The organism is Dyella sp. OK584, from assembly GCF_057787755.1.
The window spans coordinates 2241976-2255272 of sequence record NZ_CM173542.1; the positions used below are offsets into that span (position 1 = coordinate 2241976).

At 63.2% G+C, this 13297-nt stretch carries 11 protein-coding genes and 1 tRNA gene; 7 read left to right on the plus strand and 5 right to left on the minus strand.

Going from position 1 to position 13297, the window contains the following annotated elements; all coding sequences use genetic code 11:
* The first annotated feature begins 67 nt into the window (after positions 1-67).
* The 4 genes from pheT (at position 68) to AC3CBN_RS09960 (ending at position 3245) form a co-directional block, all read left to right on the plus strand.
* Positions 68-2467, plus strand: a complete 2400-nt coding sequence (gene pheT, locus AC3CBN_RS09945) for a phenylalanine--tRNA ligase subunit beta (protein WP_488632876.1) — start codon at positions 68-70, stop codon at positions 2465-2467.
* A gap of 1 nt (position 2468) precedes the next feature.
* Complete coding sequence (ihfA, locus tag AC3CBN_RS09950; RefSeq protein WP_114823863.1) at positions 2469-2768, plus strand: integration host factor subunit alpha; 300 nt, start codon at positions 2469-2471, stop codon at positions 2766-2768.
* Positions 2749-3105, plus strand: a complete 357-nt coding sequence (locus tag AC3CBN_RS09955; protein ID WP_324858614.1) for a MerR family transcriptional regulator — start codon at positions 2749-2751, stop codon at positions 3103-3105. Before ihfA ends, AC3CBN_RS09955 begins: the two co-directional genes overlap by 20 nt.
* Positions 3106-3168: 63 nt before the next feature.
* A tRNA-Pro gene (locus tag AC3CBN_RS09960) sits at positions 3169-3245 on the plus strand.
* A 158-nt stretch (positions 3246-3403) separates the two neighbouring features.
* Here AC3CBN_RS09960 and serA read toward each other — a convergent pair.
* Positions 3404-4636: a phosphoglycerate dehydrogenase gene (serA, locus tag AC3CBN_RS09965; protein WP_488632877.1), complete on the minus strand. Its 1233-nt coding sequence runs from the start codon at positions 4634-4636 to the stop codon at positions 3404-3406.
* A gap of 122 nt (positions 4637-4758) precedes the next feature.
* Here serA and AC3CBN_RS09970 point away from each other — a divergent pair, with 122 nt between their 5' ends.
* The 3 genes from AC3CBN_RS09970 (at position 4759) to pip (ending at position 8293) form a co-directional block, all read left to right on the plus strand.
* On the plus strand, positions 4759-6141 hold the full coding sequence (locus AC3CBN_RS09970; protein WP_488632878.1) for an FAD-binding oxidoreductase: 1383 nt from the start codon (positions 4759-4761) through the stop codon (positions 6139-6141).
* A gap of 71 nt (positions 6142-6212) precedes the next feature.
* The gene (locus tag AC3CBN_RS09975; RefSeq protein WP_488632879.1) at positions 6213-7247 is read left to right on the plus strand and encodes a YncE family protein; all 1035 of its coding nucleotides are present in this window, start codon (positions 6213-6215) and stop codon (positions 7245-7247) included.
* Between the two features lie 89 nt (positions 7248-7336).
* Positions 7337-8293: a prolyl aminopeptidase gene (gene pip, locus AC3CBN_RS09980; protein ID WP_488632880.1), complete on the plus strand. Its 957-nt coding sequence runs from the start codon at positions 7337-7339 to the stop codon at positions 8291-8293.
* Positions 8294-8343: 50 nt separating this feature from the next.
* Here the strand turns inward: pip and AC3CBN_RS09985 are convergent, their stop codons facing one another.
* The 4 genes from AC3CBN_RS09985 to AC3CBN_RS10000 form a co-directional block, all read right to left on the minus strand.
* Entirely contained in the window at positions 8344-10098 is a 1755-nt protein-coding gene (locus tag AC3CBN_RS09985) for an EAL domain-containing protein (RefSeq protein ID WP_488632881.1), read from the minus strand.
* Positions 10099-10150: 52 nt separating this feature from the next.
* On the minus strand, positions 10151-11797 hold the full coding sequence (locus AC3CBN_RS09990; protein WP_488632882.1) for a methyl-accepting chemotaxis protein: 1647 nt from the start codon (positions 11795-11797) through the stop codon (positions 10151-10153).
* A 317-nt stretch (positions 11798-12114) separates the two neighbouring features.
* The gene (upp, locus tag AC3CBN_RS09995) at positions 12115-12756 is read right to left on the minus strand and encodes a uracil phosphoribosyltransferase (protein WP_488632883.1); all 642 of its coding nucleotides are present in this window, start codon (positions 12754-12756) and stop codon (positions 12115-12117) included.
* Positions 12757-12862: 106 nt separating this feature from the next.
* A complete protein-coding gene (locus AC3CBN_RS10000) occupies positions 12863-13210 on the minus strand; it encodes a PsiF family protein (protein ID WP_488632884.1) in 348 nt (115 codons plus the stop codon).
* Positions 13211-13297: the final 87 nt, after the last annotated feature.

A 13297-nucleotide genomic window follows, 5' to 3' on the forward strand; every position in this document is an offset into this window, starting at 1 on the left:
ACAGCTTCCGGCGCGGGCTACATGGAGACCATAAACAGGCTCTTAGTCGCGTCAGGAATCGACACGCATGAAATTCTCCGAGAACTGGCTGCGCGAACTGGTCGAGATCCAGGCTGACCGCGCGGCGCTGGCCCACGCGCTGACCATGGCGGGCCTGGAAGTGGAAGAGCTCACCCCGCTGGGCGAAGGCCTGGACGGTGTGGTCATCGCTGAAATCATTGGCGCCGAGAAGCACCCGGAAGCCGATCGCCTGCAGGTGTGCAAGGTGAGCGTGGGGCAGGGTGAGCCGCTGCAGATCGTCTGCGGCGCGCCGAATGCGCGCGTAGGCATCAAGGTGCCGCTGGCCACCGTGGGCGCCACGCTGCCTGGCGGCATTTCCATCAAGGCGGCCAAGCTGCGCGGCGTGGAGTCGTTCGGCATGCTTTGTTCGGCCAAGGAGCTGGGCATCGACAACGACGCGTCCGGCCTGCTTGAGCTGCCGGCCGATGCGCCTGTGGGCCAGCCGCTCGCCGCGTACCTCGGCCTGCCGGATGCAAGCTTCGAACTGAAGCTCACGCCGAATCGTCCGGACTGCCTGGGCTTGTTCGGCTTGGCTCACGACGTGGCGGCGCTGTTCGGTAGCCACGTGAAGTTGGGCGAGCAAATGGCCGCTCCGGTCACGAGCGAGGCGCGTCGCGGCATTCGTCTTGAAGCCGGCGCCGACGCACCGCGTTATCTCGGTCGCATCGTCGAAGGTATCGACGCGAAAGCGCCTACGCCGCTATGGCTCGCCGAGCGTTTGCGTCGCGCGGGTCTGCGTCCGATCAGCGCGGTGGTCGATATCACCAACTACGTGATGCTTGAGCTTGGTCAGCCGCTGCATGCATTCGACAACGACAAGCTGCATGGCGACATCGTGGTGCGTCACGCGCGAGCGGGCGAAGCACTCAAGCTGCTCGATGGCTCTGAAGCGAAGCTCGATAAGGGTTTCCTGCTGATTGCTGACGAGCAGAGCGGTCTCGCTGTTGCGGGCGTGATGGGCGGCTTCGATTCGCGCGTTACCGACGACACACACAACGTATTCCTGGAGGCCGCGCATTTTGCCCCAGCCGCGATCATGGGACGAGCGCGCAAGCTGGGCATGCATACCGATGCATCGCATCGCTTCGAGCGCGGCGTTGATCCTGCGTTGCCACAGCGCGCCCTGGAGCGCGCCACCGAGTTGCTGCTTTCCATCGCTGGTGGCAAGGCTGGCCCCGTGCTGGTGGCGGAGAATCTTGCCGACCTGCCGAAGCCGGCAACGGTGGTGCTGCGTCGCGCGCGCCTCAAGCGCGTACTCGGCATCGACGTGGCTGATGCGGAAGTCGCACGCATCTTCACCGCGCTTGGCATGCAGGTGTTGTCGCAGGCGGAGGGCTGGCAGGTCACTGCACCAAGCAGCCGCTTTGATATCGAGCGCGAGGAGGACCTCATCGAGGAGGTCGCGCGCATCCATGGCTACGACAATATCCCGACACACACGCCGGCTGGCGCATTGACCCTGGCGGTGGAGCCGGAAGGCCGTCTCAACGAGCTGGCGGTGCGCGAGCAACTGGCTGCCCGTGGGTACTACGAGGCGGTCAATCTAGCCTTCGTCGGCAATGATCTGCTGCAGCGCTGGAGCATGACCGAGCAGCTCGTGGCATTGGCCAATCCGCTGTCGGCCGATCTGGCCGTGATGCGCCCGTCGCTGCTGCCAGGTCTGATGGTGGCGCTGACGCACAATCGTGCACGCCAGCAGGAGCGCGTGCGCCTGTTCGAGCTGGGTCGCACCTTCCGTATTGGTCCGCAGGCCGCTGCGAGCAAGGATGCACCCACCGAGACGCCAAGCCTCGCCATTGTCGCTTGCGGCACAGCCCCTGCCGAACAGTGGGGCGAGGTGGCTCGCACACTCGACTTCCACGACCTCAAGGGCGATTTGGACGCGCTGATCGCGTGGGGCGGCGAGCCAGATCGCTGGGCAATGCACGCCGATAGCCTGCCCGCCTGGCTCCATCCGGGCCGGGGTGCCAGGGTGACCCGCGACGGTGAGACCGTCGGCTACCTGGGTGCCCTGCACCCGCAGTTGGCTAAAGCGCTCGACCTCGGTGCCGATGTCCATGTGCTGGAAGTGGAGCTGGAGCCGGTGCTGGCTCGTCGCCTGCCCAAGGCGGAACCGGTGCCCCGGTTCCCGTCGGTGCGGCGCGACATAGCAGTGGATGTGCCGGAAGCGGTCAGCTGGTCACAGATTGAGCAGGTGGTGCGGACGACCCTAGGCGGGCAGCTCAAGGAGCTGCGCCTGTTCGATCGTTACAGCGGTAAGGGGGTCGAAGCGGGCCGAAAGAGTCTCGCTATGGGCTTGATTTTACAGGACGCTTCACGCACCCTTACCGACGACGACGCCGACCGTAACATCCGTGAAGCAGTCGTGGCGTTGGAGATGGCATGCAAGGCAAAGTTGCGAGGATGAGATGGCGCTGACCAAAGCGGAGATGGCCGAGCGCCTTTTTCTCGAGGTAGGCCTCAACAAGCGTGAGGCAAAAGAATTCGTGGACGCCTACTTTGAGGTGGTCCGTGAAGCGCTGGAAAAGGGTGAGCAGGTGAAGCTGTCCGGTTTCGGCAACTTCGATCTGCGTCAGAAAAACCAGCGGCCGGGACGCAATCCCAAGACAGGCGAGGAGATTCCCATTTCCGCCCGTCGTGTGGTGACGTTCCGTCCGGGTCAGAAACTCAAGGTGCGGGTCGAGGGCTATGCTGGATCAAGGGAATAACACCGAGCTCCCCGCCATTCCGGCGAAGCGCTACTTCACCATTGGTGAGGTCAGCGAACTGTGTGGCGTCAAGCCGCATGTGCTGCGGTATTGGGAACAGGAATTTCCCGCCCTCAATCCGGTCAAGCGTCGCGGCAACCGCCGTTACTACCAGCGTCACGACGTGCTGATGATCCGGCAGATTCGTGGCCTGCTGTACGACGAAGGCTTCACCATCACCGGCGCTCGCGCCCGGCTGGAAGGCCCGCAGGCACGCATGGAGTCGAGCATTTCGCACCAGATCGTGCGCCAGGTGCGCATGGAACTGGAAGAAGTGCTGACGCTGCTGCGTCGCTGAGCTTCAACAACGACTTTCGGTACTACCAGCTAAGCTGGTAGACTCGTCGACTTGCCGTATCGTCGGGGCGTAGCGCAGCCTGGTAGCGCATCTGCCTGGGGGGCAGAGGGTCGTGGGTTCGAATCCCGCCGTCCCGACCAATTCGGTAATAGTTAGAAGAACGGCGCCCCAGGGCGCCGTTTTTGTTTTCCGCTCGTCATTCCTGCGAAAGCAAGAACCCAGCGACTTCAGGCTTTGCCAGTGATCGAGGGAAAACCCGTCATTGCCGCTTCCGCAGGAATGACGGGGAAGCTGGATCTCAGTACAACACGCGACTGCGCAGCGTGCCCGGAATAGCAGCGAGCTCATCCTTCAGCGCGGCGGACTGCTTCTCGTCGGCGGCCACATCAATCACCACGTAGCCCACTTCGCTGTCGGTCTGCAGGAACTGCGCGTCGATGTTGATGTTGCCGGCCGAGAACAGTTCGTTGATGCGCGAGAGCATGCCAGGCACGTTCCGATGGATGTGCAGCAGGCGGCGGCTGCGCGGGTGCTCGGGTAGCGAGACTTCGGGGAAATTGACCGCCGACAGGGTGGAGCCGTTGTCGCTGTAGCGCACCAGCTTGCTCGCCACTTCGATGCCGATGTTGTCCTGCGCTTCCAGCGTGCTGCCGCCGATGTGCGGGGTGAGGATCACGTTGTCCATGCCCACCAGCGGCGAGACGAACGCATCGTCGTTGCCCTTGGGCTCCACCGGGAACACGTCCACGGCAGCGCCGAACAAATGTTCCGACCGCAGCGAATCAGCCAATGCATCAATGTCGACGACGGTGCCGCGCGAGGCGTTGATCAGCAGCGAGCCCTTGCGCATGCGTGCCAGCTGAGGTGCGCCGATCATCAACCTCGTGGCTGGTGTCTCGGGCACATGCAGCGTGACGACATCAGCACGCTCCAGCAGGTCTTCCAGGCTATCTGCTGCGCGAGCGTTGCCCAGCGACAGCTTGGATTCGATATCGTGGAAGATCACGCGCATGCCGAGGCTCTCGGCCAGCACGCCGATCTGGGTACCGATGTGGCCGTAGCCCACGATGCCCAGCACCTTGTCGCGCGCCTCGAAGCTGCCCGCAGCAGACTTGGTCCAGCCGCCCCGATGGCACAGCGCGTTCTTCTGCGGGATGCCGCGCAACAGCATGATCGCCTCGGCGATCACCAGCTCGGCCACGCTGCGCGTGTTGGAGTAGGGTGCGTTGAAGACAGGAACGCCGAGGCGGCGGGCGGAACCCAGGTCCACCTGGTTGGTCCCGATACAGAAGCAGCCCACGGCAATTAGCCGTTTAGCCTGCTGAAGCACGTCGTCGGTGAGATGCGTGCGCGAGCGGATGCCCACGATATGCGCCTCGGCAATGCGAGCCTTGAGCTCGGCCTCGGGCAAGGCTTTCTCATGGAACTCGATCTGGCTGTAGCCGGCGCGGTGGAAGCTTTCGACGGCGCTGCGGCTGACGCCTTCCAGCAGGAGCACCTTGATGTCTTGTTTCGGGAACGAGGTCTTCATGGGCCGTTGCGCGATGGAGAACACCTTCACTATGCCAGACCTTGTGACAGTTTTGCGGCATCGCAACACTGGACGTTGCGGCCCGTCGCTGGCAGGCTGGGTGGGCACTTGGGGAACCTTTCATGACTGACGCCCGCCTGGCCGAGCTGACCCATCGGCTGCCCGATCTTCGACTGCTGACCGACCCGGCCGATCTGGAACACTACGGCCGCGACTGGACGCGGCGCTGGACACCCGCGCCGCTGGCCATCGCCTTGCCGTCCGACGTGGCCGAAGTGCAGGCCATCGTGCGCTGGGCGAACGAGCATGACGTGGCCGTGGTGCCTTCAGGCGGGCGCACCGGCTTGTCCGGCGGCGCCGTGGCCGCCCATGGCGAGCTGGTGCTCAGCCTGGAGCGCATGAACCGTGTGCTCGGTTTCGACGCGGTGGATCGTACGCTTAGCGTACAGGCCGGCATGACGCTGCACGCGGTGCATGAGGCGGCGCGCGAGCATGGCCTTATCTATCCGGTGGATTTTGCCGCCCGTGGCTCTTGCTCCATCGGCGGGAATATCGCTACCAATGCTGGCGGCATTCGCGTGATCCGCTACGGCAATACGCGGGAGTGGATCGCAGGGCTCACGGTGATCGCCGGCAACGGTGAGCTGTTGCAGCTCAATCGCGGGTTGATCAAGAACTCCAGCGGTTATGACCTGCGCCAACTCATGATCGGCTCGGAAGGCACGCTGGGCGTGGTAGTGGAGGCGACGTTGCGGCTCACCGACCCGCCGCCACCATCGCAAGTGATGCTGCTGGCTCTGCCAAGCATGGATGCGCTGATGGAAGTGTTTGCGCTGTTCCGCGCGCGTCTCTCCCTGCAGGCATTCGAGTTCCTTACCGACGTGGCGCTCAAGTACGTACTGTCGCACGGTGCACAGCGCGCCATCGACGGCGAACACCCGTATTACGTTGTCACCGAGTTCGACGCAGGCGAAGCCGCGCAGGACACCGCGCTGGCGGTGTTCGAGCTGGGCATGGAGCGTGGCTGGATCAGTGATGGCGTGATGGCGCAGAGCGAAGCGCAGTCGGCGGCCTTGTGGCGGCTGCGCGAGGGTATTACCGAAAGCCTCGTGCCGCATCGGCCGTACAAGAACGACATTTCACTTCGCATCAGCGCGCTGCCCGCTTTCCTGCACGAGATCCAGGATCTACTAGGGCGCGAGTACCCGCACTTCGACGTGGTGTGGTTCGGTCATATTGGCGATGGGAACCTGCACATCAACGTGCTTCGTCCGGCCGATATGTCCGACGCCGACTTCATCGCCCAATGCGAGCACGTTACCAAGCTGCTCGCCGATACCTTGCAGCGCCATGGCGGCAGCATCTCCGCCGAGCACGGCATCGGGCTGGTCAAGCGGGCCTACCTGGGCAGCACACGCAGCGAGGCGGAGATCGCCCTCATGCGGGGGGTGCGCCAGGTGTTTGACCCCAAGGGCCTGCTTAATCCGGGCAAGTTGTTTATCTGAGGGGCAGCACTAAGGCGGCTCTAAGGCCAAAGTTGCATGCTCAGAGGACCTCACCATTCATGGCTCCCGACATGCAACGACATCTTCGCAGTGCTCTGGCCACGACGCTGCTCGTGCTATGTGCCTCCCACGCCTCGGCAGCCGCGCCGCAGCCCACCGATTATCGTGTGCTGTCGCGTTTGGCGTTGGGTGGCGCGGGTGGTTGGGACTATCTGAACTTTGATGCGCAGCGCCGGCATCTGTTTGTCAGCCGGGGCGACCGCGTCCTGGTGATCGACGTGGACCACGACAAGCAGATCGGCACCATCCCTGGTACTCAGGGTGTGCACGGCATCGCGTTCGACCCCACTCACGGACGTGGTTACACCAGCAATGGGCAGAGCGCGTCGGTGACCGTGTTCGATCTCGTCTCGCTGGCCGTGGTCGCCACAGTGACCGGCACCGGCGAGAAGCCCGATGCGATCCTCTACGATCCTGCGTCGAAACACGTGCTCACCTTCAACGGAAAGGGGCACTCGTTCAGCGTGATCGACACCGAGCGTAATGCCGTTATTACCTCGGTACCCCTGACGGACAAGCCCGAGTTCGCGGTAACGGACGCGGCGGGGCATGTCTATGTGAATCTGGAAAATCGCGGCGAACTGGTGAAGATCGACAGCAAGACCAACACGGTGGTTGCCACCTGGTCGCTGGGTTCGTGCAAGTCGCCCAGCGGATTGGCGATCGATGCAAAAAGGCATCGGTTGTTCTCGGTGTGCGATAACCAGCAGATGGCCGTCATCGATGCGGATAGCGGAAAGCTGGTCACCAGCGTGCCCATCGGAGATGGCCCGGACGCCGTAGTGTTCGACGAAAGCATCGCCACCGTATTCAGTTCCAACGGCGAGAGCGGAACCATCACTGCCGTGCATCAAGATGATGCGGATCACTACAGCGTCGCAGCAACCATCCTCACGCAGCCGAGCGCACGCACGCTCACACTCGATCCCAAACTGCACCGCCTGTATCTTTCCGCGGCCAAATTCGCCTCGTCCCCTGCGCCTGGTGGCGGCCGGCCGGCCATGGTTCCCGACAGTTTCACGGTGCTCACGGTGGGCAGCCCTTGAGGTCTTGGCTTCTGACGAGAGGGCGGCGTGCTAGCCTAATTGGCCGTCCCCCCGTTTGCTAAGTCAGAGCATCCTGAAGGAGCAAGAGCATGTCGCAGGCACTTCGCACGCTGTATCCCGAGATCGAGCCGTATGACAGCGGCATGCTCAAGGTGTCGGACCTGCACACGCTGTACTACGAGCAGAGCGGCAACCCCAACGGCAAGCCGGTGGTGTTCCTGCATGGCGGTCCAGGCGGCGGCACCAATCCCAAGTGTCGCCGCTTCTTCGATCCGGCGGTGTATCGCATTGTGCTGTTCGACCAGCGTGGTTGCGGCAAGTCCACGCCGCATGCGGAGCTGAAGGACAACACCACCTGGCATCTGGTCAACGACATCGAGCGTGTTCGCACGCACCTTGGCATCGATCGCTGGCAGGTGTTCGGTGGGTCGTGGGGTTCGACGCTGGCGCTGGCCTATGCGCAGACGCATCCCGAGCAGGTGAGCGAGCTCGTGCTGCGCGGCATCTTCATGCTGCGTCGCTGGGAGCTGGAGTGGTTCTACCAGAAGGGTTGCGACGCGCTGTATCCGGACGCATGGGAGCCCTACCTGCATGCGATTCCGGAGGCCGAGCGAGGCGACCTGATGAGCGCGTATTACCGCCGGCTCATCAGCACCGATCCACAGGTGCGCGTGAATGCCGCCCGCGCCTGGTCAGTGTGGGAGGGGGCGACCAGCTACCTGTGGCAGGACACGGCGCATATCGAGTCCAGCGGGGAAGACGAGTTCGCGCTGGCCTTCGCGCGTATCGAATGCCACTACTTCGTGCACGGCGGCTTCTTTGAGCACGATGATCAATTACTGCGGAACATCCAGCGCATCCGCAAGATTCCCGCCGTGATCGTGCAGGGTCGCTACGACGTGGTGTGTCCGATGCGCAGTGCATGGGACTTGCACCGCGCGTGGCCGGAAGCGGACCTTCGCATCGTGCAGGACGCCGGCCACTCGGCGTTCGAACCGGGCAATATTTCCGAGCTGGTGCAGGCGACGGATCGATTCGGCGGCTGAAGCTGCGGGCGCTCGACGCGTGACCGATCGTCGCTGGTGATCTGGAACGATCAGGCCGTAGGCGACGTCGCGCGCGAAAACACGTGCATTCCGATGCCTCCACGTTTCGCATGACGTTTCGCACGCGCCGCGAGCGTGGTGATCGGCTGAGCGCGTTGCGGCAACGGCGGCGACAGTTCAACGACACCCATCACCACCGTAGTGAAGGGAAAGAACTGGAGCTCGCCACGTCGGTCTTTGCCGCGAAGGCCACCGCGGGCGATGTCGGCGGCATCGAACAAATGGGGCGAGCGCGTGTTGAAGGCATCGATGACACGCTGGCAGCGTGCCTTCCAGTCCGCGCTCTGGAACAGCACCACGAAATCGTCGCCGCCGATATGGCCGATGAAGTCGAGCGCCGGGTCCACATACTCACTCAACAAGCTTGAGAGCAGGCGGATCATCTCGTCGCCGCGCGAGTAGCCATAGTGGTCGTTGAATGGCTTGAAGTCGGTGAGATCGGCGTGCACCACGGCGAAGCGTTCACCGCCCTGAAGCAATCGATCCAGATGTTCAGTGGTGGGAATGTTGCCGGGCAAAAAGGTCAGCGGATTGGCGTGACGTGCAGCATCGATGCGCAGTTCGCTCACGCGGCGTACCAGCGCCTCGCCGGTGCCTAGTCCACGGTAGATGCCCTGGCTGGTGACAATGAATCCATCGGCGAGATAGCGCTGGTCCTCGCCGCGCAGAACATCCGCGAGGCTTTCCAGGCTGCGGTGTTCGTCGCATACCAGCGGCGCGCTGTTCATCAGCGCCGTGCACGACTTACGCGCGAGCAGCTCCCGGGCGAACGGCTGTGCCATGCGCTCGTTCACCAGACGCCGGTTGATCAACCCGATGGGGTGGCCATCGTTGACCACGGCGACGGCGTGGAGCTCCGGATGATCGACGAACAACGCCATCACTTCCTCGTTGGTCTGTCTTGGATGCACGGCCGGCGCTTCGATCAGCAGATGGCTGACCTGGGTCGGGCGCTGCGTGATGGGCCCACGAGGACGCGGCAGCACGCAAATCGATGGCGTGTGCAGTAGCTGTTTTGCCTCCGGGCTGACTTCCGTCGCGGGCTCGGCGGCGGGACGGCCGATCAGGAAGCCTTGTGCGAAAGGGATACCGAGGTCACGCAGAACGCGCAGGTCGGCAAGATCTTCCACACCCTCGCCAACGAGATCCGTACCCAGGGTTTCAGCGACCTGACATAGCGACCGCACAATGGCCAACCGTCCCGCGCTGCGCGACAGGCCGTTGATGAGGTAGCGATCGATCTTCACCACGTCCGGGTGGATCTCGTTCCACATCTGGAAGTTCGAGTGGCCATTGCCGAAATCGTCGAGCGCCACGCGCACGCCGTGAGCACGCAGATAACCCAGCGCATGCGCAAGGCGCGCAGGGTCCTCCGCCATGTCGCGTTCGGTGACTTCGATGGTGACGCGCGCGGGGTCCAGTCCGCTGGCCGTCAGCGCGTACAGCACGTCGTCTGGTCGCAACGCATCCTGCAGGATGGCGTGGGCGCTCAGGTTCACCAGCAGTCGACCGGTTTCCGCGTACCCGGCGAACTTGTGGCAGATGGTGCGCGCGGCATGCAACTCGACTTCCGCGAGCCGACCTTCCATGCGTGCAAGGTCCAGCAGGTCGAGGATAGGCAAATTGCCAGACACGAAAGTACAGCGGCTCAATCCCTCGTGCGCCACGATCTCGAACGTGTCGACGCGCACCACGGGCTGGAAGACCGGTGTCAGGCTTCCTGCGACGAGTGCGCTCTCGAGCATGGCTTTGCGAGTGTGAGGGTAGGCGAGGATGGCTGACATGCCTGGCGTGGGTTCAGGCCGCTCTGGCGGCCCGAGTTGGGCGCGTCAGTGCGGAGGGAGGCCGTGCTTCCTGCATCGGTCTTGGAAGGTCTTCCTGCTGTGAAGGAAGACGGAAGAAGGCGACCTGGCGCATCAGCGCCTCGGCGTCGAGAGTCAGTGCGCGGCCCGTGACGTTGATGTCTTCCACCAGGCCGGCATTGGCGTGAGTGATCCGATCCATTTCCATCATGGTCCGGTTGATTTGGGTAATGCCGCTGACCTGAGCTTGCCCCGCATCGGAGATCTGCGAGACCAGCGCCGATACGCGCGTCATGCTCTGCATGACGCCATCGAGCGCAGCGCCCGAGCGCGCCACGCGTTCGCGGGCAGCGTCCACGGCTTCGGTACTGCTGTTGACGAGACGGCGGATATCCTTGCCTGCTTCCACGCAACGGTGCGCCAACTGGCGGACTTCGCCAGCCACCACCGCGAAACCGCGGCCGCGTTCTCCCGCCTGCGCCGCTTCAATGGCGGCGTTGAGCGAAAGCAGGTTGGTCTGGAAAGCGATACTGTCGACCAGATCCACGATCTCCGCGATGCCGCGGCTGGCTTGCTGAATGGCGTGCATGGAATCGAGCGCCTCGCTCGCCACATGGTGGCCTTGCTCGACATGCGTCAGTGCTTCGCGCGCCGCACCGGCTGCGCCGTCGGCATGGCCGGCACCTTCCACGGCGGTCGAGGCTACGTGCTCCATCGACGCCGTGGTCTGCTCGAGTCCAGCCGCCTGCATCTGTGTGCGCTGGCTCAACGCCTGATTGTCGTGCGAAAGATGGCGTGCGCGGTCGTCCACCGACAATGCGCTGGCGCGCACCTGGACCAACACGCGCGTGAGCTGTTGGTCCATCGTGGCGAGGGCGCGCAACAGCTTGCCGAGTTCGTCGTCTGTACCCGCATCGATACGCTCGCCCAGCAAACCGGCGGCGATGCGTTGCGCTACCTGCGTTGCCAGGTTCAGGCGTTGCATCAACGAGCGCATCAGCGCGCCGTCGAGCAGTATGGTGATGAGCAGAGCCACGACCAGCAGCACGCCCAGCACCATCATGCCCTGGCGATCGGCCTGGCGCTGCGTTTGCACCTGCTGGTTGCCCTTGGCCAATGCCGCTTGAAACAGGTTGGCAAAGTCGCTTTGCAGAGGTTCGAAAGCGGGCTGCACTTCGGTACTGAACTTGAGTGCGCCCAGGTCGAACTGGCCGGCGTCGAGCAAGGACAGTGTCTCGTCGATAGCGCGGTCGGCTTCGGCGCGATGCACGCCGGTGAGCTTCAGGGTCTGCGTTTCCTCTTGCGCCAGTTCGCTGCTGAGCAGAGCTTTCCAATGGCGTTCGGCATCCACTCGATCGGCATGGATGCGCATGTGTGCATCCTCGACGGCGGAAGGCAGCTGCGAAAGCACAGCATGCACCAGTGCCTGCAGGCTGCTGTTGTAGTCATTCTGTACTCGGCCGACATCGGCAGCGGGGCTGAGCGAGCCTTGCACGAGACCCTGGATGCGCGAGTCGGCCCGATGCAATTGCAGAACGCCGGCGGCGCTCATCACGGCAAGCAATCCAAGAATAGACAGCAGGCGCAGCAGCAGTCGCCGGCGCAGCGTCAGTCCGGGAATCCACTTCGGTAGTTTCAACATGGCACGTCTGGGTGAGGGAACTGCTAGGGGTGTCGGCTCACCGCGCTACAACTTTAGCTAGAAAGCCAAAAAAAATGTCTTAAATATCAATTTGTTATAGTTATTTTGAGAGGGCGATAAAGTGCGGCAAAAGTGACACAACAATATGTCGATCGAATGACTCTCGCGCCGCATTTCACATTTCACATTGCACAGAAAGCACAAGGCCCCACTGTCGGCGGTGGAGCCTTCTGTATGACAACGACCAGAGATGATCCGAACAAGCCTTCGTTCGTCATTCCAGCTTTCGCTGGAATGACGGTGCATTCGAACGGGCCTTAGCTCGCAGGCAACTGCTTCGTGCCGAAGATCTTGTCACCCGCATCGCCCAGGCCGGGCAGGATGTAGCCGTGTTCGTTGAGTCGCTCGTCGATGGCGGCTGTGTAGATCTCCACATCGGGATGAGTCGCCTGGATGCGCTTGAGTCCTTCCGGCGCGGCGACTAGGAACAGACCCTTGATGCGTTTGCAGCCGGCAGCCTTCAGCATGTCTACGGTGGCGACCAGCGTGCCTGCGGTGGCGAGCATCGGGTCGACGATCAGCGCGATGCGTTCGTCCATGCGACCGGTGAGTTTCTCGTAGTACGTGATCGGCTTGAGCGTTTCCTCGTCGCGCTGCAGTCCCACCACGCTGACTTTCGCCGCGGGAATCATGTCGAGCACGCCGGGAAGCATGCCAAGGCCCGCGCGCAGGATCGGCACGATGGTGATCTTCTTGCCCTTGATCTGATGCACGGTAAGCGGACCGGCCCAGCCCTCGATGGACTTCTCAACGGTTTCCAGATCCTTGGTCGCTTCATAAGTAAGCAGCGACGCAACCTCGGAAGCCAGCTCGCGGAACTCCTTGGTGCTGATGCCGGCGCGACGCATCAGGCCGAGCTTGTGCTGGATGAGCGGGTGACGGACTTCGACGATCTTCATGCGGGAACCCGACGATGGTGGCTGCTGCGATTGTGGCCCAGGCCGTGCGCCAGGCACAAAAAAAGGGTGCCGGTGGTCGCCGGCACCCCTGCGGCTGGCACTGGGTTTAGTGCGCGGCCGGGGCGGCGTCGCCCTTCAGGCAGGTGCTCATGAACTGCTTGCGGGCGTCGCCCTTGAGGGTCTTGGCTTGCGGGTCGGCGTTGCAGGCCTTCATCTTTTCCTGCTGGGTCTGCTTGGCCGGGGCCGCGGTCTCACCCTTCAGACAGCTGCTCATGAACGCCTTGCGATCATCGCCAGTCTTGCCCGTGGCCTGCTTGTTGCAGTCGGTCATGCGCTGCTGTTGCGAGTTCTTGGCGGGCGCGCTGCTGCTGGCGGCCTGTGGCGCGGCAAAGGCGGTGGAGGCGGCGAGGGCCAGCGCGACGCTGGCAACCATCAGGCTCAAACGCGAAGACATGCGGGTACCCTCCTTGATGACCGGCGAGTGCCGGCGGCGCAAGTCTATGCCCGCCGACATATCGGATGGGAGGGGAATACTGACCTG